Below are 25,524 nucleotides of genomic sequence, written 5' to 3' on the forward strand. Positions count from 1 at the left end.
TAAAGTAAATACAAAATTTTGCAAAAATATTTTTCTTAAAACTATGTTCACAGGAATAATTCAATCAATTGGGAAACTAAAACAAGAAAAAAATATTTTAGAAATTGAAATTCTAGATAATTTATTTGATATTACAATCGGTGACAGCATAGCTGTTGATGGAATTTGTTTGACAGTTAAAGAGATCTTTCAAAACAAATTTACTGTTGATGTTAGTGAGGAAACATTAAAAAAAACAACTTTAGGAGTAAAGTCGAACCTTAATCAGATTGTTAATTTGGAGCCTGCTCTTAGAGTGTCTGACCGTCTAGGAGGGCATATAGTCAGTGGACATGTTGATGGCCTTGGAACAGTTGAGAATATAGAAAAATTAGAGAAATCCTGGCTTTTATCTATAAAGTGGAAAAATAATAATTTTTCGAAATATGTAGTTAATAAAGGCAGTATTTGTGTGAATGGAATAAGTCTTACAATTGCGAAATATGAGCAAGAAGGAGAAATATTTACTATCGCGATAATTCCTCATACTTGGCATAACACAAATCTGAATAAATTAAATGTCGGTGACAGCGTCAACCTTGAGGCAGATGCACTAATTAAATATGTAGAGAAATTACTTTTATTTAATAAAAATAGTAATCAAGATTTATCTTCAAATAATATTTCTTCGGAATGGCTTAAAGAAAACGGTTGGTAAAATTTATTTTTTAATTTAATGGAATCAGATAAATTGTTTTTGACTCTTTTTTAAGATCGATTTTAAATTCCTGACCAGGTTCTAAACCTAATTTTTTGGTGTAAGCATGTCCAATTAATAGGTTCCCATTGCCATGAACTTTTGTTTTGAATTCTGTCTGTCTGCCTCTTGAAGCTCTATTACCATTTTTCCCTTGACGACCATTTCCTATTTTGTAACCCTTAGCTTCGGTAAGCGCCCTATAAAAACTTTTTCTTAAGATTCTTCCGCTAGGACCGACGTACCCACACCCTTTTGCTATCTCATCTTCAGATTTTTTACTTAATAATTTTGCTTTTTCAAGAAGTTCTTTTCCTTCAAGCATTATCTGACAAATTTCTAATTATATATTCTTACTAAAAAGGAGAAATGTGGCAATATAAATTAATAAAAAATATATTTAATTTTTAAAATTTAATTTTTATAAAAGATACAAGATAATAAATAAAATAACCCATATTCCATCTACAAAATGCCAGTACAATTCAACAGCTTCTAATGGAAACATATTTTGACTAGTTAATCTTCCACCATTGATTCTCGATTGCCAAGCAATAATTAAAATCATTAAAGTGCCTAAAGTGACATGTAATCCATGAAAACCAGTAAGAGCATAAAAAGTACTTGCAAATAAATTATCTGTTAATCCAAAAGGTAAATGAAAATATTCAAATAATTGACATATTAAAAATATAATTCCAAGAAAAGCAGTAATAAGTAACCATTTTTGGGAATCAGAGTTTTCATCTTTTAAAAGTGCTTTGCCTGCTTTATGGAAAGTTGCACTACTAACAAGTAACAAAATTGTATTGAGTGTAGGTATTGGTAGTTCTAATTCATAAATAGCGCCTTCAGGTAATGGATTTACTGCTTTATAAGTTAAATAAGCAGCAAAGAATCCAGCAAAAGTCATTCCGTCCGCAATTAGGAAAGTTATAAGACCAAACATTCTGAAGTCTTCATGTGTTTCATTAACTTCAGAATTATTCTTTTGAATTTCTTTTGAGCTATCTAGAGATGTCATATGTTTTTATTTTTGTTCAGAAATTTCTTTACCATAACCATAAGGTTCTTCAACTAATGGAGCCTCTCCTTCCCAATTTTCAACTGGAGGTGGAGAAGATGTTAACCATTCAGGTGTAAGAGCGTTCCAAGGGTTATCACCAGCATCTTTTCCATTTCTCACGCTAAGGAATACATTAATTAAAAAAGGAATTGTACTTATAGCCATCAAAAGAGCCCCAAGGCTACTAATTTGATTAACGAACTGGAATTGGGGATCATATTCTGCAACTCTTCTTGGCATTCCATTTAAACCAAGCCAATGTTGAGGAGCAAAGCACAAGTTAAATCCAATAAAGGTAATGATAAAATGTAAAATTCCTAATTTTTCATTGAGCATTTTTCCAGTTACTTTGGGGAACCAATGATAAATTGAAGAGAAAATAATAAAAACAGTTCCGCCATAAACAATGTAGTGAAAATGGGCTACAACGAAATAAGTATCATGTACGTGAATATCGAAAGGTACCTGTGCCAAAGCAACTCCTGTAATACCTCCAAACACAAAATTTATAATAAATCCGCAAGAGAATAGCATTGCACTATTGATGGAAATTTTACCTCCCCATAATGTTGCAACCCAATTAAAAAATTTTATACCTGTTGGAACAGCAATAAATGCTGTGGCGATAGTAAAGAACAATCTCATCCAAGGGGGAGTTCCACTCGTAAACATGTGATGCGCCCAAACAACTAAACCTAAAACTACTATCCCCATTATTGAAAAAACCATTGTTGTATATCCAAAAAGTGGTTTTCTAGAATGTATAGGAAGTATTTCACTAACTAAACCAAAGGCAGGAAGGACCATAATGTATACAGCTGGATGAGAATAAAACCAAAATAAATGCTGATAAACTACGACATTGCCACCTAAAACAGGATTGAAAAAACCTGTTTTAGCTATGATATCGAAGCTAAGTAAAATTAAAGTGCCTGCTAAAACAGGAGTTGACAAAACAACTAATAGACTTGTCCCAAGCATTGCCCAACAATACATTGGCAATTGCATAAGTTTTAATCCTGGCCTTCTTAATTTGATAATAGTCGCGATAAAGTTTATGCCACCAAATATAGAACTGCCTCCAAGTAATAGAACGCTAAGAATCCAAATAATTTGCCCCGATTGAGGGGTGGTTATGCTCAAAGGAGGATAAGCCGTCCATCCAGCCTGAGCAGCACCCTCAACAAAATAGCTTGCTACCAGCATCAAGCCTGAAGGAGGAATTAACCAAAAAGCTACGGCATTTAATCTTGGGAATGCCATATCTCTCGCACCTACATAAAATGGAATTAAATAATTTCCAAAAGCACCGTTTACTACAGGCACTATCCAAAGGAATATCATTATTGTTCCGTGTAAAGTTAAAACTTGGTTATAAACATCTCTTGGCATAAAATCAGACATTGGACTAGCTAGTTCAATTCTTATAGCGCTCGCTAAGGTTCCTCCTATCAAATAGAAAAGAAAACCGCAAACTAAGTATTGTATCCCAATTACTTTATGATCAAGGCTAAAACTAAAGTATCTAAGCCAGCCTTTAGGCTGAAGGCTTTCATTATTAGTTTTTTGTGGATCAATTGATATTGTCATAAATTTAACTCTGGTTTTTTGTTTTTGTTAAACCATTCTTTGTAATCAGATTCTTCTTCAACAATTATGGAGGCTCTCATTCCTCCATGATATGGGCCACATAATTCTGCGCAAATTATCGGATATTTTCCTACTTTTGTAGGAGTGAAATTTAAAATAGTAGGTTGTCCAGGAATAATATCCTGTTTAATTCTGAACTCTGGTACCCAAAAAGCATGAATAACATCTTTGGATTCCATTTTCATTGATACTTTTTGATCAACAGGAACGTGTAGTTCTCCCGATATGAAATTGCCCTTGGGATAATTGAATAGAAATGCAAATTGCATAGCTGAAACTTCAATTGATAAATTATTTATTGCTATTTCATTATCAGAAGTTTGACTTATTCCAGCCCATATCTTTTCCGTGTTAGAACTCATCATTTCGTGGTTATGATTTAGTTCTTTCATCCCTCCCATTCGATCGTAAATGTTGTAGCTATATAAACCTATTAATAAAACAATTATTGAAGGGATAATTGTCCATACAATTTCTAAGCTTAAATTTCCCTCTAAAGCTATACCATCGCCTATTTGATCATTTCTTTTCCTGAACTTAAATAAGCTATAAATAACTGCTATTGTCATTCCTATAAAAATAATTAACCCAATGATGAAAAGAATTTTAAAAAGTTCATCGTAAATTGGTGCATTAATACTTGCTTCAGCTGGGAGCAAATTTACATTAAAACCAATCCAAAAAGATATAGCAAAAACGAGAGAAATAATTAATATTAAATAAATGTTTTTATTTAACAATTGATTTCAAAAATTTGAATTTATATTCTCAAGATATTCAATTTTTTTAATCCTGCATCCTTTGTTAAAAGAAAAACCTTTAAATTTACAACTTCTTAAGATTTATGAAATAAAAGGCGTATTTTTAATAACTTTTTAGAGTTAATTGTCAGGGAAAAAAGATTAAATTAGTAAATTATTTTTTAAATTAAACATATTAATTTTTAATTAATGTTTGGTTTTTGAATCTAATTTATTATGCAAAATATATAGGTTTTATCCATTTGCTTAATAACCAATTATATAAATCAAAATATCTGACAATTTTTAAAAGGTTGGGAAGTCATAGTGTACTCGCACTCATCACACTAATCGTAATTGGAGGTGCTACGAGGGTCATGGAGGCGGGACTCGCATGTCCAGATTGGCCATTATGTTATGGATCTTTTTTGCCTTTTAATCATATGAACCTAAGAGTATTTCTAGAGTGGTTCCATCGTCTAGATGCTTTTCTGGTTGGAATATTAATTCTTTTTAAATTTGCCCTTTCAATTATTTGGAAAAATGAAATTCCAAATTGGTTACCTAAAACTTATTCATTATTACTTTTTCTCGTTATTGTCCAAGGATCTTTTGGAGCTTTAACAGTAATAAACCTGCTTGATTCATATACTGTTACTGGCCATCTTTTAATAGCTTTTCTACTTCTCATCACAACAATTTCAATAAATCAAAATTTAGAAAATGACGACATAGAAGAGCCATTAATTTGGTGGAGATTATTATTGTTTATTCCTCTTTTACTTACTCTGATTCAATCTTTTATTGGAGTAAGGCTTTCATCAACCTGGTCAGCACATATTTGCTTGTCTTTTAATAAACAGTGTCTAGTTCTAAATACTCATAAATTATTTGCTTTTCCAATTGCTTTTTCAATTTTATTGATTATTGCTACTGCAATTTATAAGAGAAGTTTGCTTAATGAAAATTGGAAATATCTCTCAGCACTTATTTTTCTCTTGTTTTCTCAAATTGCTTTGGGTGTTTTAAGTCTTAAAACAAATTTGAATGAACCTATTTTTATTATTGGTCATCAACTTAACGCCTCTTTATTTATTGCGATATTAACAACATTAATATTTAGGCATCCTTTTACCAAAAAAGTTCTAAACCACTCCCTAAATTCTCAAATAGCTGGTATCAATTCATGAACAGTAGTAACTTAGAAAACTTGAACTATAAATCTCCACTTAGGGATGAAGTTGTACCTTCAAGAAAAAGATTAACTTTGCCGCCTTGGCTTGAAGTGGCAAAACCTAGATTAATCCCACTTTTATTGGCAACAACTTTGGGAGGAATGGCATTAACAGAAGAATGGCCTTTATCCTCGCCGAAACTTATCTGTACTTTAGGAGGAGGCGCTTTGGCAGCAGCAGCGGCAGGAGCTCTTAATTGCTTGTGGGAAATGGAATTAGATAAAAGGATGACAAGAACCAGCAAAAGAGCCTTGCCAGCAGGAAAGTTGTCATCTGAGACTGTATTTTTAGCTGCCGTATCATGTACTTTGGCAGCTTCGATGCTTTTAGTAAGTGGTGTAAATTATTTGGCTGCGGGTTTAACTCTTCTTGGTTTATTTAGCTACGTAATTTTATATACAGTTATTTTGAAACCTCGAACAACAAAAAATATTGTTTTTGGAGGAGTTGCTGGTGCGATACCACCCTTAGTTGGAGCATCTGCTGCAACAGGGCATGTAGGACTTAGTGGTTGGTGGTTGTTTGGTTTAGTAATGTTATGGACACCAGCTCATTTTTGGGCACTTGCAATTTTGTTGAAGGATGATTACGCATCTGTTGGTATTCCTATGCTCCCTTCTGTCAAAGGATCTGTTTTTACTGCTAAAGCGATTTCTCGTTACGGATGGGCAACAGTTTTAATGAGTATTATGGGAGTCTTTGCTTTACCTGAAGGGGGTCTCTTATACGGAATTATGTTATTGCCATTTAATGGAAGACTTTTGCAATTAATAAATGAATTAAAGAAATCTCCTGATGATCTTTCAAGAGCGAAGTCTCTTTTTAGGTGGTCTATTCTCTATATGTTTGGCATTTGTCTTTTGTTATTAATTTCTAGAACCCAACTATCCGTAGAATTTGAGCAGCAATCTATTCAAATATTTTTATCTATAGTATCCCTGCTTAGTAATTAAATTAGATGTAAAATGTTTTTTAAGTAAATAGTAAGTTTGATGAATTATATAAAAGTTAAAGGGCTCTCAAAATCTTATTCAGATATCAATGCATTAAAAAATTTATCGTTGGAAATTGAAACTGGTACATTATTCGGAATACTAGGTCCAAATGGTGCTGGCAAATCAACACTAATAAAAATACTTGCTACTTTAATAGAGCCTGATAGTGGAGATGTTTTTATAAATAATATAAATTTAATAAAAAATTCAAGGAAAATTAGAGAATTAATTGGTTATGTTGCCCAAGACATTGCACTTGATAAAATTTTAACTGGACGAGAGCTTTTGGATTTCCAATCAGATTTATATCACATCAACAAAAACAAAAAATTTGAAAGGATAAAGAAATTAATAGATCAATTAGAAATGAATGATTGGATTGATCGTAAGTGCGGAACTTATTCAGGAGGAATGAAAAGAAGAATCGATCTGGCAGCTGGACTTTTGCATTTGCCCCAAGTATTAATTTTGGATGAACCTACAGTTGGTTTAGATATTGAAAGTAGAAACATTATATGGCAACTTTTGAAAGATTTGAGAAATAATGGAATGACCATTATTTTAAGCAGTCACTATCTTGATGAAATTGATAAATTGTCAGACAGATTAGTGATAATTGATGATGGAAGAGTTATAGCACAAGGGACTCCTTCAGAGCTCAAAAATAAATTAGGAGGAGATAGAGTAACTTTGAAAGTAAGAGAATTTAGTAATCAGGAAGAAGCAAAAAATATATGTCAAATTTTATCTTCAATAGATGGAATTAGTCAGATCATCATAAATGAAGCTCAAGGTTTCTCGATAAACTTTGTAGCAGATAAGGAAAAAGATTTACTTACGAAACTCAAAGTTGAATTAGCCTTTTCAAAGTTTGAAATTTTTTCTCTAACACAAAGTCAGCCAAGTTTGGATGATGTATATCTTCAGGCAACTGGGAAAACATTATTGGATGCGGAAATTTCTATGGCAGGGAAAAGAGACCTTAAAAAAGAATCAAAGCAATCAATGCGATAAAAAAAACTTTTGTTTAACTAACTATAATGAACACTAAATACTGCTAATTATGGAATTACAACAGTATAATTTATTTTTTTTATATCAAGAAACATTTGCCTTAACAAAGAGGTTATTTATTCAATTAAAAAGAAGACCATCAACTCTTTTGGCAGGAATATTACAACCCATAATTTGGCTTTTTTTATTTGGGGCACTATTCTCTAAAGCTCCTGAAGGTTTTTTACCAGGAGTTGATTCTTATGGGAACTTTTTAGGGGCGGGACTTATTGTTTTTACTGCTTTTAGCGGAGCCTTAAACTCTGGTCTTCCTTTAATGTTTGATAGAGAGTTTGGATTTCTTAATAGATTACTTGTGGCTCCTTTAACCAGTAGATTATCCATAGTTTTATCTTCTTTTATTTACATAACAATCCTAAGCTTTGTTCAGAGTATTGTAATAATGGTTGTTTCATACATTTTAGGTTATGGATGGCCTAACTTATATGGTTTAGGAATTGTTTTTACAACACTGATTCTATTGGTTCTTTTTGTGACATCAATAAGTTTATGTTTAGCGTTTGTCTTGCCTGGACATATTGAATTAATCGCTCTTATATTTGTGATAAACTTACCTCTTCTTTTCGCAAGCACTGCTTTAGCTCCAATCTCTTTTATGCCAAATTGGCTTGGGTGGTTGGCCTCATTAAATCCATTAACTTTTGCGATTGAACCTATTAGGACTGCTTATACAGAAACTATGAATTTAGAACTAGTGGCTTTACATGCCCCATATGGTGATTTAACTTGTAAGAGTTGTATATCAATTTTATTTTCTTTAACAGTTTTTTCTTTAATTATCATAAGGCCTCTGTTAAATAGAAAGTTAAATTAATAAATTTATGCTTTTAAAAAAATCATCTAATAGAAGTTTTTAAAAAAGCCTCTTCAGAAAATAATATTTTGCTTAAAGAAAATATTGTCCTTAAGTGGGTTCATAGATTTGGGATTGATTCTTTAAATGATTTATTAATTCATACCTCAGCTCTAAGGGAATGTAAGCTTAAAGAAGAAAATCAAGAACAAATTAAACTTGAATTATCAAAAACTGTTGAAAATATAGAAGAAACAAAATGTGAATCAAAATGTCTAGAAACTTCTAGCAGTAATGGAATGTTTAGCCAAGATCAAAATTCTAATAATATGAAAGAACTTTCTGATAACCAGAAATTACCACTGCCTAATATTAATAATTTAAGAAAGTGGATTAATAACTATAAAAAAGCAAGTTAAATTTTTACATCATCCCTGGCATACCCATGCCACCCATCCCTGGCATACCCATGCCACCCATTCCTGGCATACCCATGCCACCCATTCCTGGCATACCCATGCCACCCATTCCTGGCATACCCATGCCACCCATTCCTCCCATTGGATCTCCACCTGGCCCTCCAGGAACTGCGGCTTCAGGCTCTGGAATGTCGGCTATAGCAACTTCTGTTGTAAGGAGCATAGCTGCAATAGATACTGAATCTTGAAGAGCTAATCTTATTACTTTGGTTGGATCTAATATTCCTGAATCTTTTAAATCCTCATATTTTCCTGAATTAGCATTAAAGCCTTTATTAAGTCTTTTAATTTCAGCGACAACTACATCACCATTAAAACCAGCATTTTTTGCTATTTGTTTGGTGGGTTCCAAAAGGGCTTCTTTAATTATATTTATCCCTGTTCTTAAATCATCGGAAGATGTTTGACTTAAATTTAAAAGGTCATCTGATATTTCAATTAAAGTCTGTCCTCCTCCAGAAACAACACCTTCTTCAATAGCAGCTTTCGTAGCATTAAGGGAATCTTCGATTCTCAATTTTTTATACTTCATCTCTGTTTCTGTAGCAGCTCCTACTTTGATAAGAGCTACTCCTCCAGCTAGTTTGGCTATCCTTTCATTGATTTTATCTTGATCATACTCTGATTCAGTTATATTAACTTCTCTCTTTAATTTCTCTACTCGTGCTTTAACTAAATTTTTAGTGTCTTCGAAGGCAACAATTGTAGTTTTATCCTTTGTGATAGTTATTTTTTTTGCTTTTCCTAAATCATTAATCGATACTTTATCAAGTGTCATCGATTTATCTTCGCTAATTAACTTCGCCCCTGTAAGAATTGCAATATCTTCAAGGGCAGCTTTTCTTCTCTCACCAAATAACGGAGCTCTTACGGAAGCAACATTTAAAACCCCACTATTCTTATTTAAAACCAGAGTGGTTAAAGCCTCTCCTTCGATATCTTCAGCAAGAATTAGAAAAGGTGAGCCTGACTTCTGAATTTCTTCAAGTATTGGAACTAGATCAACTAAAGTTGAGATTTTTTGATCAGTTATTAATATTTTAGGGTTTGCAAGTTCACAAACTTGTCTTTCTTGGTCTGTTACGAAATATGGAGAACTATAACCTCTATCAAAAGACATTCCTTCAGTTATGTCTAATTCTGTTTCTAGTGATTGAGATTCTTCAACAGTTATTACACCATCTGAAGTGACAATATCCATTGCTTTCGAAATTATAGATCCAATTTCTTCATCACCTCCAGCACTGACTGTTGCAACTTTTTGGATATCAGAACCACTTAATGAAATACTTCTGGAACTTAATTTTTCTAAGACAAAAGCTAGGCCTGCCTCCATACCTTTTTTTAACTCCATAGGGTTGGCGCCAGAAGCAATATTTTTTAATCCTTCCTGAACCATCTTCTGAGTCAGAATGGTTGCTGTTGTTGTTCCATCACCTGCAGTCTCTTTTGTCTTGGATGCGACTTGTTCTATTAATTTCGCGCCTAAATTGGAAATAGGGTTTTCAATCTCGATCTCTTTAGCAACTGTAGATCCATCTCTTACTATATCTGGCGAACCAAATTTCTTCTCTATTACAACGTTTTTTGCTTTTGGCCCAATAGTAACCTTTACTGCATTAGCTACGATATTTACACCTTTTTCTAGAGCTTCTCTTGATTCATTAGAAAAACTTAACTGTTTGGCCATGTTTATTTAATCTTTAATCTTATTCTAATCTCCCATAGAATCATTTTTAATGGATATTTAATTAAGTGGGGAAAGCCGAATTTCTTTTAATGAGACATACAAATTAACTCAAATAAGAGTATCTTTAAGTTATGGAAGAAACAAATAATCTTATTTTTACTCTTACCGCAATCCTAGCGATTGCTATGACTCTGATATACTTTCCTTTAAGAATTTTCTTGACTTTAACTGCTAGAAGTCGAAGACTAAAACTTTTACAAAAAATCAGAAGATTAAGAGATGAATTGGGCCAGCCTTATCAAAGTACATAATTAAATACTCATACCCCCGTCAATACTAATTGTTTGCCCTGTAATATAACTTCCTGCATCACTTGAAACTAAAAATGACACTAAGTTCGCAATTTGAGTACAACTTCCTAATTTCCCTAAAGGTATAACTTTAAGAATATCTTCAGTATTCAGTTTTTCAGTCATCTCTGTTTCTATAAAGCCTGGAGCTATTGCATTTACATTTATACCTCTTGAAGCAAATTCTTTAGCGCAAGTTTTGGTAAATCCAATAACTCCAGCTTTGGCGGCAGAGTAATTTGCTTGCCCTGGATTACCAATTATTCCAACAACAGATGAAATATTTACAATGCTGCCACTTCTTTTTTTCATCATAAATTTTGAAGCATATTTGGTACAAAGAAAAACTCCTTTTAAGTTCGTATTTAATACGTCATCCCATTGTTCCGATTTCATTCTCATCAATAGTCCATCTCTCGTAATGCCAGCATTGTTAATGAGGATATCAATTGTGCCATTAATTTTGATTATTTCTTCAAAAGCTAAAATGACAGAATCCTCTTTTGAAACATCAAATTTTAATTTATGAGCTTTACCTCCCGAATTTTTTATTGAATTTACAACTTCTTCAGCTTTTTCATCAGAAGAAGAGTAATTAATAAAAACTTCTGCTCCTTGGTGGCTTAGTTCTAAAGCAATTTCTTTACCAATTCCTCTGCTAGCTCCAGTAATTAAAGCAACTTTGCCTGATAATGAATCTGTATTGGACATTATGAAATTTTATAATGTTCAATCGTAGTACTATTTGTGTAAAGATATTGCTTTTATTTATAATTGTCTAGAAAATATTAAGACCTTCTATTGTGCACTTTTTAATACCAGCTGCAGGGAGCGGTAGCAGAATGAAAGCTGGAAAAAATAAATTACTTATTGATTTAGAGGGAGAGTCTTTGATTTTTTGGACACTTAAATCTGTATTTTCTGCAAGCTCAACAAATTGGGTTGGAATAATTGGGCAACCGAAAGATAAAAATTTATTATTAAATTCAGCAAAGGATTTTGCCCATAGAGTCCATTGGATTAATGGTGGTGACACCAGACAAAAGTCAGTTTTTAATGGTTTAAATGCGCTACCAAAAGATGCTAAAAAAGTTTTAATACATGATGGTGCTAGATGTCTAATTAATCCTGAATTGATAGACCTTTGTGCCAAGCAATTAGATGAAAATGAAGCTGTAATTTTGGCTACTAAGGTAACTGACACAATAAAGATTGTTGATAATGAAGGTTTTATTAAAGAAACACCTGATAGAAATTATTTATGGGCAGCGCAAACTCCTCAGGGCTTTTTAGTAGATAGATTAAAAAAAGCTCATAAGATGGCAATTGATAAAAACTGGAAAGTCACAGATGATGCATCACTATTCGAAATTCTTAATTGGAAAGTGAAGATTATTGAAGGAACTTATTCAAATATAAAAATTACATCCCCTTTAGATTTGAAAATAGCAAAACTTTTTGTGAAGAAAGCTTAGTTAAAAAGGTGTATCGATACTAAGAATGCCATCATCACCATTTAAGGTGGCTTCGTATCCTAAAGGAATGCAGGCATTTCCAGATATGTGGCCTATTGGGAGGTCAAAAAGAATAGGAAAATCAAACTCTTTGAGTCTTTCAAAAATGCAGTTTTTTAGTAAATCTTTCCATTCAAGATCGTAGGAATCATTAGAAAAACTTCCGAATCCAATGCCAGCAATTTCAGTAAATGTTTTAGTCATTCTGAGGTAAGTTAACATGCGATCAATTTTATAAATATCTTCATTAATATCTTCAAAAATTATTATTTTTCCTTTGCAATCCGGAAAGTGATTAGTACCAATTAAAAAAGTAGCAATAGTTAAGTTAGAAACAATAATTTCTCCTTTAGCTTTCCCACCTCTTAAAGGAATTCCTCCTATGTCCTCAACATATCCCTCAAAAAGTAAATTTCTTAATCTCTCGAGACTCCACTCTGGCTCTTTGAAAAGGCCAGTGACCATAGGGCCATGAATAGAACCTATAAATCCTTGAGAATATTTAGATAGTAGTAAAGAACATGTATCTGAGAATCCAAGCATTAAACCATGCTGCCAAGAAGGATCTTTTTCTAATAGTCTTGCTGAACCCCAGCCTCCTTTTGCAAAAATGATTAGCTTACTATTTTGTGCTTTTTCTAGTTCTTCAAATCTAGTTTGATCATCACCTGCAAAATAACCAAATTTTTTTAATAGAGAATTATTATCATTAATTTCCAAGCCCCAGTTTTTTAAGATTTCTATGCCTTTTTGAAAATTTTCGTCTTCATCAATAAAGGAGCCTGGAGCTAAAATATCTATTAGATCACCTTTTTTTAATCTAAAAACCATATTAAGAATTTATGAGGCAATAATAATTCCTAATAAAAGGGCTCCTCCATATATTGACTGATTTTTGAAGTGATTCCCAATATTTTTTATTGATTGCTTTTCCTCAGGAAATACTTTTAGTATATCTCTCTGCATTAAGATTGAGGTTGTAAGCCAAATTGGCCAAAAAATAAAATCCATTTGATTAATAAATCCGCATAATGCGAGAAAACTAGAAGTTAAAAAATAGCAAATTTGAATAGTTATTCTTGTATTGTTCTGGAGGTTAACAGCGGAACTATTTATTCCAATTTTGATATCATATTTTTTATCTGCTAAAGCATAAATCGTGTCAAAGCCAAAAGTCCAAAAAATGGTAGCTAGCCAGCAAAATAATAAAACAATACTATTTAAATTGCCTTCATTTGCGGCCCAGGGAATTAAGACAGCAAAACCCCAGCATATGGATAAGATTAATTGAGGATATTTAAACCATCTTTTGGCAGAAGGATAAATTAAAATAATAGGTAAAGCTAAGAAAGCAAGTGAAATGGAAAGGATTCTTCCAGGTTGGGGTAGTGACAAAGTTAAAAAGAAGCTACATAAAATTAAAAAGAAAAGAATTGAATAAGCCGTTTTAAGACCGATTTTATTTGCAGCTAGAGGTCTATTTTTTGTCCTAAAAACTCTTTGATCAATTTTTTTGTCCCAAATATCATTAGCCACGCAGCCTAATCCACTTACTAGTAGTCCTCCCAGAATAATTCTTAGCAACATTAAAAATGTTGGATTAGCATCCGGGGTTAAATATAAACTCCATCCAGCAGGAATAAGTAAGATCATTCTTCCAGTCGGCTTATTCCACCTTAATAATTCAAAAAAAGTACTTAATTTTATTTGTCGATTTTTATTTTGCATATAACCTATTTTATATTTCATAACTTTAAATAATTTTACTAGGATTAAGTGATTTCTATTATTTAATAATCAATCTTGGGTATATTTATTAATGGGTTAAAGATATCTACATCTTATAAAAAGAAATGATAAATGAATCAGATTTAAGATATTTTCAAGAAAAGCAAACTTTAGTAGCTTCGATAGATATTGGAACTAACTCTACTCATCTATTGATAGCAGAAATTAATCTGGAATTAAAATCATTTTCAATAAAATTCACTGATAAATCAACCACTCGTCTTGGAGAGAGAGATGAGGATGGTAATCTTACTGATGAAGCAATCCAAAGAGCATTAGTTACTCTTAAGAGATTTAAGGAATATTGTAAAAGTAATGGAGTAAAACAAATAGTAACAGCAGCAACAAGTGCAGTTAGGGAAGCTCCAAACGGTCAAGATTTTATTAGAAGAGTTCTTGATGAAACTGCTATTCAAATAGAAATGATAAGTGGTTCTGAGGAAGCCAGATTAATTTACCTTGGTGTTCTTTCTGGTATGGCTTTTGAAGATCAGTCTTTTGTAATCATAGATATTGGAGGAGGATCTACAGAATTAATACTTGCAGATAAAAAAGATGCAATAGCTCTCACCAGTTCGAGGATTGGTGCTGTAAGACTAAAGAACGATTTTTTAAATAAAGAGTCTTTAAATTCAGAAAGATCGAGTTTTCTAACAACTTTTATTCAAGGATCTTTAGAGCCATCCATTCGAAAAATAAAGAGTAGATCTAAGGGAAATAACCCTTTATCTATGATTGCAACAAGTGGCACCGCAACCTCATTAGGAAATTTGATTTCAGATGATTTAGGAGAATCTAAACAAAAGTTGCATGGTTATAAATTTAAAAGGGAAAATTTACAGAATGTATTGGAAAAACTAATTAAATTGCCAGTTTCGGAAATCAAGAAAATACCTTCATTAAGTGAGAGAAGAGCAGAAATAATTATTCCAGGCGCATTGATATTAAACACCGCAATGGAGATGTTGAACTTTAATGAATTAATAATAAGTGAGAGGGCGCTTCGAGAGGGTTTAGTTGTTGATTGGATGCTGCGTAAAGGGATAATAAAAAACGAGTTAAATATTCAAAGCAATATTAGAAAAACGACTATAGTTCATCAGGCAAAAAAGTTCGGAGTAGATAATACAAGAGCTGAGAAAGTTATCGATATTGCCTTTCAAATCTATGATCAGACTAAAAATATCTTTCATACCGATAATGACCCTAAAGCTAAAGAACTTCTTTGGGCAGCCTCTAATCTTTATAATTGTGGGAAATACGTAAATGTTAGTTCATATCACAAACACTCTTGGTACTTAATAAAAAATTGCGATTTATTGGGATATTCTGAAGCAGAAACAAATATTATTGCTTCGATCGCTAGATACCATAGAAAGACTTTACCCAAGAAAAGACATGAGTCTTGGCAAAGTCTAATATCCAAAGAAGATAAAACATTAGTTCTTGAAATGTCATTAATCCTGAGATTAGCAGCATCTCTTGATCAAAGACCTGACAAGGTAATCTCCTCAGTTCAAATAAAATTACGGGAAAATATTCTTAAATTTGAACTTGTTCCTATAAATAAAGGCCATGATCTTCTCCTTGAAAAATGGAACTTAGGATTATGCTGTAATGTTATAAAAGAGCTAAAGAATTTGGATTTAAAAGTTATTTAGTTTTTTTAATAAGTTCTTGTTTTGGAGTTTGATTCTGAAAAGACTCTGAAAATAAATTAAAAATTAAGGATGAGGCGACTAATCCAAGAAAGCCTGAAATTAAAATAAATATCCAGAACCCTAGTGGACTTGGATCCTTAGATTTTCTAGTTTTTTTAGCCACTTCTTCAACTATTTCTTCTATTTTTATCTCTTGCCTCTCTGTCTTTAATTCATTCATTATAAATTCTGTATCAAGTTTCAGCTTCTGAGAAATTCTACGAACCATTGCTTTGATAAATACTTTTTCAGGGAGCTCTTCTTCATTGCCTTCTTCTATGGCTTTTAGTTGATGAGATCCAATTTTTAAATCAGAAGCCAATTCTTCAACAGATTGATTTCTACTTAACCTTGCCTCTTTAATAAAATTTCCAATTCTCTTTAACGAGGATTGTGGTTTTGTATTGTCTTCTGGATTAGATTTTATTTCTTTCAAAGCAAACAAATTTTTACTAATTATAGTGATTAATATTTTTCTATCAACTTTATGATTATTTATTTCTAAAAAGATGACTATATGATGGATTATATAGATTAGACCTGTTTTGAGAATTATTAATTGCTGGGCTAATTATGTAAATAGTTGTTCTAATTAATTTTTTTTCAATAGAAAAGTTTTCCATATCTTTTAATTCTATTAATGATGTCCAACCATCATCCCAAGATACTCTGAATCCAACAATAACTTTAGTCTCTGGGCGATAAAACTCTAGTAAAGTGTCTTGAGACCTTTTTACATGCCTAGCACTTAGATAAAGGCATAAAGAGGAATTGTGTTTCGCAAGATCTTTCAGAGATTCTTTCTCGGGCATACCAGTTCTTCCTCCGGCTCTTGTTAAAATTATTGTTTGCGTTACCTCTGGGATAGTTAACTCAGCTTCATGATATGCTGCTGCCACTTGAAAAGCACTTACACCTGGAATAACTTCGATTTCAATTTTTTCTTTTTTTAAAATATCTATTTGTTCTCTAATCGCGCCAAAAAGACAAGGGTCTCCATCATGCAACCTTATAACAGTTTTTCCTTCCTGAAATTTTTTTATCATAGTTGAGGTGATTTGCTCTAAGTTGAGAGAACTTGTTTTTATATTTTCAGAACCTTCTTTAGAAAAATCTAAAATCTTTTCAGGGATAAGAGAATCAGTCCATATAATGACATCTGCACTCTTTATCTTTTTTAAAGCTTTTATTGTTAATAAATCTGGATCACCGGGACCAACACCAATAAAGGATATTTTTTTATCCATTCTTTCTACTTTTACCACTATATGTTCTTAATCTTAAAAAAAATATTCCAATTAATCCAGAAGAGAATAGAAAAATGCTTATAAATTGAGCCATTCTTATACCGCCACTACAGAAAGGCGGAAGCCCACCAATACATAGTGGGTCAGTTCTTAAACCCTCAATCCAGAATCTTCCAAAGCTGTAACTTATTAAATAAAGACAGCTAATAAAGCCAGGCCTAAGAAAATCTGTTTTACTCTGTTTATTAAAGACCAAAATAAGGAGGATGAATGTTAAAAAATTCCAAAATGACTCGTAGAGAAAAGTAGGATGAAAAAATTCGTAATTAATAAATTCTAAAGGTCTATTTTGGATAGGTATAAATAATTTCCAAGGCAAATTTGTAGGAACCCCAAATGCTTCATTATTGAAAAAATTTCCCCACCTTCCTATAGATTGTCCAAGAATAATCGAGGGTATTAATATATCTATAAAAGTTTTTAAATGAATGTTTCTCGACTTACAGAAATAGATAATAGTTAATAATCCTCCAATTAGACCTCCATGGATTGCTATGCCTCCTTCCCAAACTGCTAGAAAAGAAGGTATTTGAATGGTGTTATTGAATAGTTCTAAAGAAGTGAAAAAATTATCTCCGCTGTATTGCCTCCACTCAAAAATTACGTAATAAGCTCTAGCTCCAATTATTGAAAAGATTATTAAAGATGGAAGTATTTCACTAATGTAGTCTGGGTTAATATTCCTTGACTTTGCAAGTTTTTTTGAGACAAATAGGCCTATTAAAACTGAAATCGAAATAAGTAATCCATACCATCTAATAGTTATAAACCCTAAATTTAAAAAAGTTTCTCCTGGAGATTGTATAAAAGCTTGAAATATAAGCATTTAAAGAAAGTTAGATACCCTCTGCTGCTTGTACTTTTTCTACTTGTTTTTTCTTTAATACTAAAAGTATTTGTGTTAGACCTACACCAATAAAGAATGCAATCAATCCAATTACTCTATAAGGGCTCTGAAGTACAACCTCAGCATCTAATTGCCCAAAGCCGCCAACGTTGGGATCATTTGTAAGAGGGTCACCTGCATTAATTTTGTCTTGAGCTTTTACGATAAGTTGAGGACCAACAGGGACTGCTTCAGTAGTTATCTCACCATTCTCGTTTTCTATATTGACCTTATAACTACCATCTTCAATTGTTTCTATTGAATTAATAGTTCCTGAGGTGGAAGAGGTGAAAAGTACATTATTGCTTTTGTCTCCAGTTGGGTATACCTGACCTCTTCCTCTATTGCCTCCGATATGTAACGAGTATTTCCCATAGTGATATTCTTTATTAGTGGATGGATCAGGGGAAAGTACAGGGAAAACTATTTCTTTATTGGTATCACCAGGCAAAGGCCCGACAATGATAATATTATCCTTCTCTTCACTGTAATTAGTGAAATATACTCCCTCTGTCTCTTCTTTGATCTCTTCTGTCCATCTTTCCTGAGGAGCAAGTTTGAAGCCATCAGGCAGCATTACAACAGCTCCAACTTGTAATGGAACTTCAGAACCATCAGCTCCGATCTCTTTTAAGTCATTTTTGTAGGGTATTTTGACAACAGCTTTGAAAACACTATCAGCACCAACAGATTGTGGAACTTCTGCAATCGTAGGCATCTGAGCTAGATGACAATTTGCACAGACTATCTTTCCTGTAGCTTCTCTGGGAGATTCGTAATTTTGCTGAGCCCAAAATGGATAAGCAAAAGTAGTCTTAGGATAAAAAACAATGCTCGAAATGAAAAGCAGAGTACAGATAAATAAACTTGTTTTTTTCATGATTTGATTTTTAAGACCTTTCATTTTTTTTATGCCCACCATGGATTTTCATTAGTTCTAAAGTCAGTTTCTGACCATTGTTTGACGAGTACAGCATCATCTTCAATATCTACATGAGCCAGCGCTAAAGATAAAGGAGCAGGCCCTCTGACTACTTTCCCATTTGTATCGTACTGACTGCCATGACAAGGACATATAAATTTATTAGCACCACTATCCCATGGGACAACGCAACCTAAATGAGTACAAATTGCATTTAAACCAAATTCTCCTATTTCCCCACCCTCATTAACTATTAAATAAGTTGGATCTCCCTTTAGACCCTGCACTAGACTTCTGTCTCCCGCTTGATGGGTAGCCAACCAACCTGTCTTAGTTATTGGATTCCCTAATTCATCTTTAGCAGAAGTTCCACCGCCACCACCACCTGCTCTCAAAGGCATGAAATAATTTGCTACGGGGTAAAGTGCTCCTAAAGCCACACCTGTTGCAGTACCAAATGTAAGAAGATTCATAAATTGCCTTCGACCCATTGAAGGGACATCATTGGAACTTAATTGAGTCATTCGCTACTTGGTTCTGTTATTTATTAGTTATTATGAATCAAATTGTTCAATTTCTGTTGCAAATAGATAGGACTTTTAATAATTTAAAGTAAAAGTTTAGGAAGTCTTAATTAATTGATTTAAATGAACCCATTAATAGTAGATGAAGTTATTCATTATTTGATTCATCGTTGGGGGAAAAAATATGATTTTAGGCTCTTTAGAAGAGGAAATTTTGTCTATTTTCAAATGATGTGGGGATTTCTTGGACAGGAATCATTCCCTTTAAGTGAAGATGAATACAAAAAATCGATAGCCGAGAAAATCGAGATTTTGAATAGATGTGGATATTCAGAGGAAGTAAGGGAATGGCTAAAGAAAGTCAATGCTAAGCCAAGGTTAGGTAGAGCTGTTAGCTTGCAATTAAATGTTAATGAGAAGATGAAAGAGTTTTTGACTTAAGATTTTCTGATAAGTAAGTTAATCCAGTACCCACAAAAAATAAAAACACAATCGATATAGATAGCAACGACATTGTCAATGGGTCTGTTGAAGGGGTAATCACTGCAGATAAGATTGCTGATGAGATTACAACTATCTTCCAATTCGAAATCATTTTTTCAGTTGTAATTATTCCAAGAGAACCAAGAATAAATTGTAGTACTGGCAATTGAAAAGCTATTGCAGTGCTGGACATTAACAAGAGAACAAAATCAAAATATCTTTCTATAGACCAAGTTGGTTCAACAATATCAGCACCGAAAGTAATAAAGAAATTTATGGCTGCAGGAACTAATATCCACCATGAAAAAATTAATCCCAAGAAAAATAGAAGACCTGAACCGAAAACTGCGGGTAAGATAAGGCTTTTTTCTTGTTTTGTTAAACCAGGGGAAATGAATAATATTATTTGATAAAAAATATAAGGAATAGAAACTATTAATCCGCTGTAACCTGCAACTTTAATAGCGACAAATAAAAACTCTCCTGGAGCAAGTTGTAGTAAATGAATATCACCAGCTGGGATTTCTAAAAAAGATATTAATGGCTTTATAATAAGAAAACTAAAGAATATTGATATAAGTATTGAGTAAATTGAGTTAAGTATCCTTTGACGAAGCTCCTCTAAATGATCACTAAAAGTCATCGAATCTGATAATTTATTTTCACTCTGACCTGTTCCTTTCATTATAAATTAGTGAAGATTTTGTAAGAAAAAGGTTTAAGATAACTATTGTCAAAATTCAATTTATTTTTTGATAAATTTAGTTATTTGTTTAATTTAGGATTAGTTGGATCTGGTAATAAGAAGGGTGGGGCATCATTTAGAGATGATTCACCATAAGTTTCATATTCTCTATATCCACCCATTTTCCCATTTGTTTTCATTAAAGCGCTTACGAAGGCGAGTAGTAAGAAGACAGTAGGAGCCCCAATTATTAATGCAGCACCAAAGAGATATCCAACAATAAATTCTGGAAAACTATGATTTCCTAAAAATTCATGACTGCCCAAAAGAAAATCAAACATTTAGTTTTAAAATTTTTTTTATTATAAACTAAATTACTGTTTTAAGATTTTTTTTAATATATTCTTCTCCTCTTGTAGGATTTCCCCAAATAATTTCTCCATTTTTAAAGGAAACGCAACCCGGCCCTCCTCTTTTGATTTTTTGCAAATCTTTAATCTTTACTAAATTAATTGGAACTTTAATGTTTCTTTTTGCCTTGCTAAATAAAGCAGCTAAATCTGCAGCTATTTGAAGATCTTGTTCAGATGCTGCTTGAGATGAAGACTTCAAAACTACATGACTGCCTGGTGATTCCTGTGCATGAAACCATAAATCTCCTTTTTTTGAGTACTTAAAGCTTATCAAGTCATTTTGCCGCATATTTCTCCCTACCTGAAGCTTCAATCCTGTTGGAGTGTCTACTTGAATTGGTGAAGATTGTATCTCAGATGTACTCTTCTTATCTTCTCTTTGCCTCTTAATATTGATATTAAACTCGTTGCAAATTTCTTCCATAATTTCTTCTAGTAGTCTGATTCTCATAAAAGGTTTTTCATGATTTAAAGAATTTAAATTTTCTATGAGTGTAGTGAATTCATCCAATCTATCCATATTTGTTTTGTAAATACTTAATCTTTCTTTTATCAATTCTCTAGATCTCTTTAGTTTTTTTGACTTTTTATATAGTTTTTGTCCTTTAATAATATCTCGTTTCTTAATTTCATTTGAAGAGAATATATTGTCAGCTTTTTCTTTATATATCTCGTAGCTTTCCGATTTTGTAAGAAGATCATATTGAATATTAAAATTCTTTTTCTCAGTATTGGTCTGTTTAAAAATTATCCCTTCAATTTTCTTTTCCAATAATTCAAGTTTTTTTTGTTTCAGATAATAATCATAATAATTCTCTAAACTGGTGCATAAATCTATTTTATTTTCGCAATTAATTTCTTTATCAAAAAACCAAACGCAATAAAAATCTTTATTAAATTTGGAAAAGTTAAAGTTATTGTTTTTAAACCTATTTATCCAAATCTTCCAATTTTTAAAAATTTCCTTTAAGTCCGAATCGCCAATGAAATCGATATTTTTTTCCATTATTTTCGTATTGCCAGTTTTGCTAACAATCTCTAATTGTTTAGTGAGGATAGGGCTAACTCCTTGATAGGTATTTATTAAACAGTATTTCAAGGACTCAGGTACAGTTGAAATTGAGTCTTTCCATGATTGAAAAGACTCATCTTCTTTAGGTTTTTTTTTGAGATTGACTGGAGGGCTAGAATAAATTGATCCTGTTGAAATTGTTCTAAAACTAGATTGACTTGATTTAATTTGTTTACCAACTGCAATTATTTTATGTTTATTATCCAAATAGAAAATATTACTATGTTTTCCCATTAATTCAAAAATTAAATACTTATTAATTTCATCTCCAGGTTTTTTTGCAAAACTAAATTTTATAATTCTCTCGAAATCATCTTGATCAATCGAAATTAAAGCCATATACTTCAATCCGTATCTTATTTGTTTAGAAAGTGTGCTTTCTCTCCCAATCTTTTCTGGCTTATTTATCTTTAGTAGTCTAGGAGATTCTCCATTCCATGAAACTTCTAACCATGTTTGAGAATAAACTCCTCTGAAACATAATTGAATTGTATTAGGCTCTGGTTGTTGGGCAGTTTCAAACTTTGTAGGTAAAATGTTCTTTGTTAAATAATGCAAGACAGATCTAATAGATGTAATATCCATTATCTGTGGAACACCTTTTTGCATTATTCTTTTTTAATTCACAAGAAGTTTATTTTACTGTAAAAAATTTAATATGAAAAATCAAAAAAAACTTATTATCCTTACTGGACCTAGCGGGGTGGGTAAAGGAACAGTTATTAAAGAAATATTAGGTAAAGAAAAAAAATTTTGGCTTTCAATATCTGCGACTACTAGAGAACCTAGAGAGGGAGAGAAGGAAGGAGAAAATTACTACTTTTTAAATCAAGAAAAGTTTAAAGAAATGATTGAACAAAACCTGTTCCTTGAATGGGCTCAATTCGCTGGAAACTACTACGGAACACCTTTGTATTCTGTTAATGAGAAAATAAAAAAGGGATTTACAGTACTACTTGAAATTGAAGTAGAGGGTGCAAGGCAAATAAAAAATAAGTTTCCTAATTCAACTTCAATATTTTTACTTCCTCCGAATAAAGAAGAGTTAGAGAGAAGAATAAGAAATAGAGGTACAGAAAAAGAAGAGGCAATTAAAAAAAGACTCTCAAGGGCTAATTATGAGATTTCAGTATCAAATCAATTTGATTTTGCATTAACAAATCACAATGTTGATGAAACAGCAAAAAAAATAATCAAGTTAATAAAAACTTGATTATTTTCTCTTTTATCAGCTCATTGGATGGAATAATAAATCTGGGAAAAACCTATTAAATTCAATAATTATTCCAGCTGTAAGGCTTAGCCAAATTGCTGCTACCACTGGGGCAGATCTGACAAATTTTGTGTTTAGAATTTTGAACATTTGTTTTATAAAAGTTTTTTAAAGATGTTTAGCGAGGACCATTAAGTGTAATATTGTTGTCTTTCTCTCTTAAATCCCCATTCCTACCTTGTTTATTAGCAAGAAGAGGCCATTGCGCTCCTTTTACAAGACATTTTCTGGCTAAGTCTAGGTCAATAATGATCTCAAGATCTGCTGGATTCTTAGTCTTTTTTGATTCAATCAGATACTCTCTTCCTGACCAACCTATAATTCCAGCTATGTAAATAAACAATACTCCTGGAATAAGTAAATCTCCCTCATGACCTCTATTTAAAAGAGCACCCCATGGTTCAAGTGGAGGTCCAATAATTAAATGTGGAAGACCATCATCTCCGCATGATGCTTTTCCATATCTTTCAAATCTTGAGATGTCTTTTTGAGTAGTTGCAGAACTTGCTCTCTCAATGAATTTAGGGTTTTCAGAGCATTTTGTTAGGGCTGTTGCAGTATATTCTGTGCTTGCTCTGTCTACGTTTAAAGCAGGCCCATTGGCAGCTAGAGCAATTGGAGTAATTCCTAGGAACAGAAAAACTGAGGTTATAATTGAAAAAAAGAATTTCATAAGTTGCAATCTTTAATTCCTAAATAGTGTGTTAATTAAGAAATTAATATTAAAATAGAACAAGTTGTATCAAATATGCACAAAGTTTTAGCTATTGAAACAAGTTGTGATGAGACATCTGTCTCAATAGTTTCTAACATTAACGATAGTTTTAAAATTCATTCAAATATAATTGCAACTCAAATTAAAGATCATTCAAAATGGGGAGGAGTTGTTCCTGAGCTTGCAGCTAGAAAGCACTTGGAGTTATTACCTTTTGTTTTAGAAAAGGCTTTAAAAGAATCAAAAATCAAAATTGAGGAAATTGATTATATTGCATCAACTGTAGCTCCTGGATTAGTTGGATGTTTAAGAGTTGGCTCCATAACTGCAAGATCACTCTGCATATTACATTCAAAGCCATTTGTGGGAATTCATCATTTAGAGGGACATTTATCTTCAATTCTATTTTCAGAAAACTATCCAAAGCAATCTTACCTTACATTACTTGTTAGTGGAGGACATACTGAATTGATAAAGGTTGATGATAGAAGAGTGATGCGAAGACTTGGGAAAAGTTTTGATGATGCCGCCGGAGAAGCATTTGATAAGGTTGGAAGATTATTAGGTCTTAGTTATCCTGGAGGACCAGCAATTGAAAAGATTGCTAAAAATGGAGACCCTATGAAATTTAATTTACCAAAATGCAGGATTTCTGATAAAAAAGGTGGATTTCTTAAATATGATTTCTCTTTTAGTGGTTTAAAAACAGCTGTATTAAGACTAGTTGAGAAAATAAATTTAGATGGGAAGAACGTCCCAGTTTCAGATATTGCTGCGAGTTTTGAGAGAGTTGTTGCAGAAGTCTTGGTAGAGAGAACTATAAGATGTGCAGAAGATCATGGCTTGGATAATATTGTTGTAGTTGGTGGAGTGGCTGCTAATAATACATTAAGAAAAATGATGAAAAGTGAAGCTTGTAAAAAATCAATTAAAGTTCATTTAGCTCCCCTTAATCTTTGTACGGATAACGCGGCAATGATTGGAGCAGCGGCATTGTTCAGGATCAAATTTAAGGAGCATTTAAGTTCACTTAAATTAGGTGTTTCGGGAAGACTATCAATTGAACAAGCAAATACCCTTTATGAAGAAAATCCTCCTTTCTAACTGCAATGAATAAACAACCTAAAATAGAGATCAAAGAGACAAAAAACTTCGTTGATAAAAAAGAACTGAATTTATGGAAAAGAGGTTTTACTCCTCAAGCTGAAATATGGAATGGAAGAATGGCAACTGTCGGGATAGGAATAATTTTTATTATTATTGCTTTGATAAGCCAATTTTCTTAATAAAGATAAAATTCATTTGACTTAAAAGTATTTTTAAGAGATTCAATAAAAATTAGTTTTGTTCAGCCTATATATAAATTAAAAAGTATTGTATTTAATGGACTTGCGATAAGATTATTGATTTAATCAAAATAACTCATATTTTTAT

At 32.2% G+C, this 25,524-nt stretch carries 31 protein-coding genes; 13 read left to right on the plus strand and 18 right to left on the minus strand.

Features of this window, described 5'->3' with window-relative positions; genetic code table 11:
- Positions 1 to 43: 43 nt before the first annotated feature.
- Entirely contained in the window at positions 44 to 697 is a 654-nt protein-coding gene (locus HA144_RS02480) for a riboflavin synthase (RefSeq protein ID WP_209042126.1), read from the plus strand.
- 10 nt (positions 698 to 707) lie between these two features.
- On the opposite strand, the gene HA144_RS02485 is transcribed toward HA144_RS02480, so the two are convergent.
- From HA144_RS02485 to coxB, 4 genes are all read right to left on the minus strand, one after another.
- Positions 708 to 1,061 carry an AbrB family transcriptional regulator gene (locus HA144_RS02485; protein WP_209042128.1) on the minus strand — a complete coding sequence of 118 codons (354 nt, stop codon included), beginning with the start codon at positions 1,059 to 1,061 and terminating at the stop codon, positions 708 to 710.
- Between the two features lie 96 nt (positions 1,062 to 1,157).
- Positions 1,158 to 1,760: a cytochrome c oxidase subunit 3 gene (locus HA144_RS02490; protein WP_209042130.1), complete on the minus strand. Its 603-nt coding sequence runs from the start codon at positions 1,758 to 1,760 to the stop codon at positions 1,158 to 1,160.
- A 6-nt stretch (positions 1,761 to 1,766) separates the two neighbouring features.
- Positions 1,767 to 3,392, minus strand: coding sequence for a cytochrome c oxidase subunit I (ctaD, locus tag HA144_RS02495; RefSeq protein WP_209042132.1), 1,626 nt, complete (start codon positions 3,390 to 3,392; stop codon positions 1,767 to 1,769).
- Positions 3,389 to 4,192 (minus strand): cytochrome c oxidase subunit II, encoded by an 804-nt coding sequence (coxB, locus tag HA144_RS02500; protein ID WP_209042134.1) that lies wholly within the window; start codon positions 4,190 to 4,192, stop codon positions 3,389 to 3,391. Before coxB ends, ctaD begins: the two co-directional genes overlap by 4 nt.
- Before the next feature lie 263 nt (positions 4,193 to 4,455).
- Here coxB and HA144_RS02505 point away from each other — a divergent pair, with 263 nt between their 5' ends.
- From HA144_RS02505 to HA144_RS02525, 5 genes are all read left to right on the plus strand, one after another.
- The gene (locus HA144_RS02505; protein WP_209042136.1) at positions 4,456 to 5,382 is read left to right on the plus strand and encodes a COX15/CtaA family protein; all 927 of its coding nucleotides are present in this window, start codon (positions 4,456 to 4,458) and stop codon (positions 5,380 to 5,382) included.
- On the plus strand, positions 5,379 to 6,380 hold the full coding sequence (locus tag HA144_RS02510) for a heme o synthase (RefSeq protein WP_209042138.1): 1,002 nt from the start codon (positions 5,379 to 5,381) through the stop codon (positions 6,378 to 6,380). Before HA144_RS02505 ends, HA144_RS02510 begins: the two co-directional genes overlap by 4 nt.
- A 39-nt stretch (positions 6,381 to 6,419) precedes the next feature.
- Positions 6,420 to 7,436, plus strand: a complete 1,017-nt coding sequence (locus HA144_RS02515) for an ABC transporter ATP-binding protein (RefSeq protein ID WP_209042141.1) — start codon at positions 6,420 to 6,422, stop codon at positions 7,434 to 7,436.
- Between the two features lie 49 nt (positions 7,437 to 7,485).
- Entirely contained in the window at positions 7,486 to 8,310 is an 825-nt protein-coding gene (locus HA144_RS02520; RefSeq protein ID WP_032524162.1) for an ABC transporter permease, read from the plus strand.
- 68 nt (positions 8,311 to 8,378) lie between these two features.
- Positions 8,379 to 8,708: a hypothetical protein gene (locus tag HA144_RS02525; protein WP_245152800.1), complete on the plus strand. Its 330-nt coding sequence runs from the start codon at positions 8,379 to 8,381 to the stop codon at positions 8,706 to 8,708.
- A 4-nt stretch (positions 8,709 to 8,712) separates the two neighbouring features.
- Here HA144_RS02525 and groL read toward each other — a convergent pair whose 3' ends face one another.
- Positions 8,713 to 10,458, minus strand: a complete 1,746-nt coding sequence (gene groL / locus HA144_RS02530; protein WP_209042143.1) for a chaperonin GroEL — start codon at positions 10,456 to 10,458, stop codon at positions 8,713 to 8,715.
- Between the two features lie 131 nt (positions 10,459 to 10,589).
- Here groL and HA144_RS02535 point away from each other — a divergent pair, with 131 nt between their 5' ends.
- Positions 10,590 to 10,769: a hypothetical protein gene (locus HA144_RS02535; RefSeq protein WP_209042145.1), complete on the plus strand. Its 180-nt coding sequence runs from the start codon at positions 10,590 to 10,592 to the stop codon at positions 10,767 to 10,769.
- On the opposite strand, the gene fabG is transcribed toward HA144_RS02535, so the two are convergent.
- Entirely contained in the window at positions 10,770 to 11,519 is a 750-nt protein-coding gene (gene fabG, locus HA144_RS02540; RefSeq protein WP_209042147.1) for a 3-oxoacyl-[acyl-carrier-protein] reductase, read from the minus strand.
- Between the two features lie 92 nt (positions 11,520 to 11,611).
- On the opposite strand from fabG, the gene ispD reads away from it, so the two are divergent.
- Positions 11,612 to 12,283, plus strand: a complete 672-nt coding sequence (gene ispD, locus HA144_RS02545; RefSeq protein WP_209042149.1) for a 2-C-methyl-D-erythritol 4-phosphate cytidylyltransferase — start codon at positions 11,612 to 11,614, stop codon at positions 12,281 to 12,283.
- Here ispD and HA144_RS02550 read toward each other — a convergent pair whose 3' ends face one another.
- Positions 12,284 to 13,153 carry a S66 peptidase family protein gene (locus tag HA144_RS02550; protein WP_209042151.1) on the minus strand — a complete coding sequence of 290 codons (870 nt, stop codon included), beginning with the start codon at positions 13,151 to 13,153 and terminating at the stop codon, positions 12,284 to 12,286. It abuts the gene before it with no gap.
- 9 nt (positions 13,154 to 13,162) lie between these two features.
- Positions 13,163 to 14,071 carry a 4-hydroxybenzoate polyprenyltransferase gene (locus HA144_RS02555; protein ID WP_373921938.1) on the minus strand — a complete coding sequence of 303 codons (909 nt, stop codon included), beginning with the start codon at positions 14,069 to 14,071 and terminating at the stop codon, positions 13,163 to 13,165.
- Between the two features lie 104 nt (positions 14,072 to 14,175).
- Here HA144_RS02555 and HA144_RS02560 point away from each other — a divergent pair, with 104 nt between their 5' ends.
- Positions 14,176 to 15,771, plus strand: a complete 1,596-nt coding sequence (locus tag HA144_RS02560) for a Ppx/GppA phosphatase family protein (protein ID WP_209042153.1) — start codon at positions 14,176 to 14,178, stop codon at positions 15,769 to 15,771.
- Here HA144_RS02560 and HA144_RS02565 read toward each other — a convergent pair.
- The 5 genes from HA144_RS02565 to petC are packed head-to-tail and all read right to left on the minus strand — an operon-like array spanning position 15,764 to position 19,449.
- Positions 15,764 to 16,246, minus strand: coding sequence for a helix-turn-helix domain-containing protein (locus HA144_RS02565; protein ID WP_209042156.1), 483 nt, complete (start codon positions 16,244 to 16,246; stop codon positions 15,764 to 15,766). The genes HA144_RS02560 and HA144_RS02565 overlap by 8 nt on opposite strands.
- Positions 16,247 to 16,301: 55 nt before the next feature.
- Positions 16,302 to 17,057, minus strand: a complete 756-nt coding sequence (gene cobM / locus HA144_RS02570) for a precorrin-4 C(11)-methyltransferase (protein WP_209042158.1) — start codon at positions 17,055 to 17,057, stop codon at positions 16,302 to 16,304.
- Entirely contained in the window at positions 17,050 to 17,943 is an 894-nt protein-coding gene (gene lgt, locus HA144_RS02575; RefSeq protein ID WP_209042160.1) for a prolipoprotein diacylglyceryl transferase, read from the minus strand. The genes cobM and lgt overlap by 8 nt, the downstream gene beginning before the upstream one ends.
- Positions 17,944 to 17,953: 10 nt before the next feature.
- Positions 17,954 to 18,886 carry a cytochrome f gene (gene petA / locus HA144_RS02580; RefSeq protein WP_373921943.1) on the minus strand — a complete coding sequence of 311 codons (933 nt, stop codon included), beginning with the start codon at positions 18,884 to 18,886 and terminating at the stop codon, positions 17,954 to 17,956.
- Between the two features lie 26 nt (positions 18,887 to 18,912).
- Complete coding sequence (gene petC / locus HA144_RS02585; protein WP_011817974.1) at positions 18,913 to 19,449, minus strand: cytochrome b6-f complex iron-sulfur subunit; 537 nt, start codon at positions 19,447 to 19,449, stop codon at positions 18,913 to 18,915.
- Positions 19,450 to 19,572: 123 nt separating this feature from the next.
- Between petC and HA144_RS02590 the strand changes: the two genes are divergently transcribed.
- Positions 19,573 to 19,890 carry a DUF3067 family protein gene (locus tag HA144_RS02590; protein WP_209042164.1) on the plus strand — a complete coding sequence of 106 codons (318 nt, stop codon included), beginning with the start codon at positions 19,573 to 19,575 and terminating at the stop codon, positions 19,888 to 19,890.
- Here the strand turns inward: HA144_RS02590 and tatC are convergent.
- The 3 genes from tatC to HA144_RS02605 all read right to left on the minus strand — a co-directional run bounded on the left by tatC (position 19,859) and on the right by HA144_RS02605 (position 22,687).
- Positions 19,859 to 20,617: a twin-arginine translocase subunit TatC gene (gene tatC, locus HA144_RS02595; protein ID WP_209042166.1), complete on the minus strand. Its 759-nt coding sequence runs from the start codon at positions 20,615 to 20,617 to the stop codon at positions 19,859 to 19,861. The genes HA144_RS02590 and tatC overlap by 32 nt on opposite strands.
- Before the next feature lie 80 nt (positions 20,618 to 20,697).
- Positions 20,698 to 20,958 carry a hypothetical protein gene (locus tag HA144_RS02600; RefSeq protein ID WP_209042168.1) on the minus strand — a complete coding sequence of 87 codons (261 nt, stop codon included), beginning with the start codon at positions 20,956 to 20,958 and terminating at the stop codon, positions 20,698 to 20,700.
- A gap of 28 nt (positions 20,959 to 20,986) precedes the next feature.
- On the minus strand, positions 20,987 to 22,687 hold the full coding sequence (locus tag HA144_RS02605) for an NFACT RNA binding domain-containing protein (protein ID WP_209042559.1): 1,701 nt from the start codon (positions 22,685 to 22,687) through the stop codon (positions 20,987 to 20,989).
- 73 nt (positions 22,688 to 22,760) lie between these two features.
- Between HA144_RS02605 and gmk the strand changes: the two genes are divergently transcribed.
- Positions 22,761 to 23,315, plus strand: coding sequence for a guanylate kinase (gmk, locus tag HA144_RS02610; protein ID WP_209042170.1), 555 nt, complete (start codon positions 22,761 to 22,763; stop codon positions 23,313 to 23,315).
- 15 nt (positions 23,316 to 23,330) lie between these two features.
- On the opposite strand, the gene psaJ is transcribed toward gmk, so the two are convergent.
- Both psaJ and HA144_RS02620 read right to left on the minus strand, forming a co-directional pair.
- Entirely contained in the window at positions 23,331 to 23,465 is a 135-nt protein-coding gene (gene psaJ / locus HA144_RS02615; protein WP_011862490.1) for a photosystem I reaction center subunit IX, read from the minus strand.
- A gap of 28 nt (positions 23,466 to 23,493) precedes the next feature.
- Positions 23,494 to 24,048, minus strand: a complete 555-nt coding sequence (locus HA144_RS02620; RefSeq protein WP_209042172.1) for a Photosystem I reaction center subunit III — start codon at positions 24,046 to 24,048, stop codon at positions 23,494 to 23,496.
- A gap of 75 nt (positions 24,049 to 24,123) precedes the next feature.
- On the opposite strand from HA144_RS02620, the gene tsaD reads away from it, so the two are divergent.
- Together tsaD and HA144_RS02630 are read left to right on the plus strand one after the other, a co-directional pair.
- Positions 24,124 to 25,194, plus strand: coding sequence for a tRNA (adenosine(37)-N6)-threonylcarbamoyltransferase complex transferase subunit TsaD (gene tsaD, locus HA144_RS02625; protein ID WP_209042174.1), 1,071 nt, complete (start codon positions 24,124 to 24,126; stop codon positions 25,192 to 25,194).
- Between the two features lie 5 nt (positions 25,195 to 25,199).
- On the plus strand, positions 25,200 to 25,376 hold the full coding sequence (locus HA144_RS02630) for a high light inducible protein (RefSeq protein WP_025933243.1): 177 nt from the start codon (positions 25,200 to 25,202) through the stop codon (positions 25,374 to 25,376).
- The last annotated feature ends 148 nt before the right edge of the window (positions 25,377 to 25,524 follow it).

This window comes from Prochlorococcus marinus XMU1404 (assembly GCF_017696175.1).
GTDB classification, from domain to species: domain Bacteria; phylum Cyanobacteriota; class Cyanobacteriia; order PCC-6307; family Cyanobiaceae; genus Prochlorococcus_A; species Prochlorococcus_A marinus_X.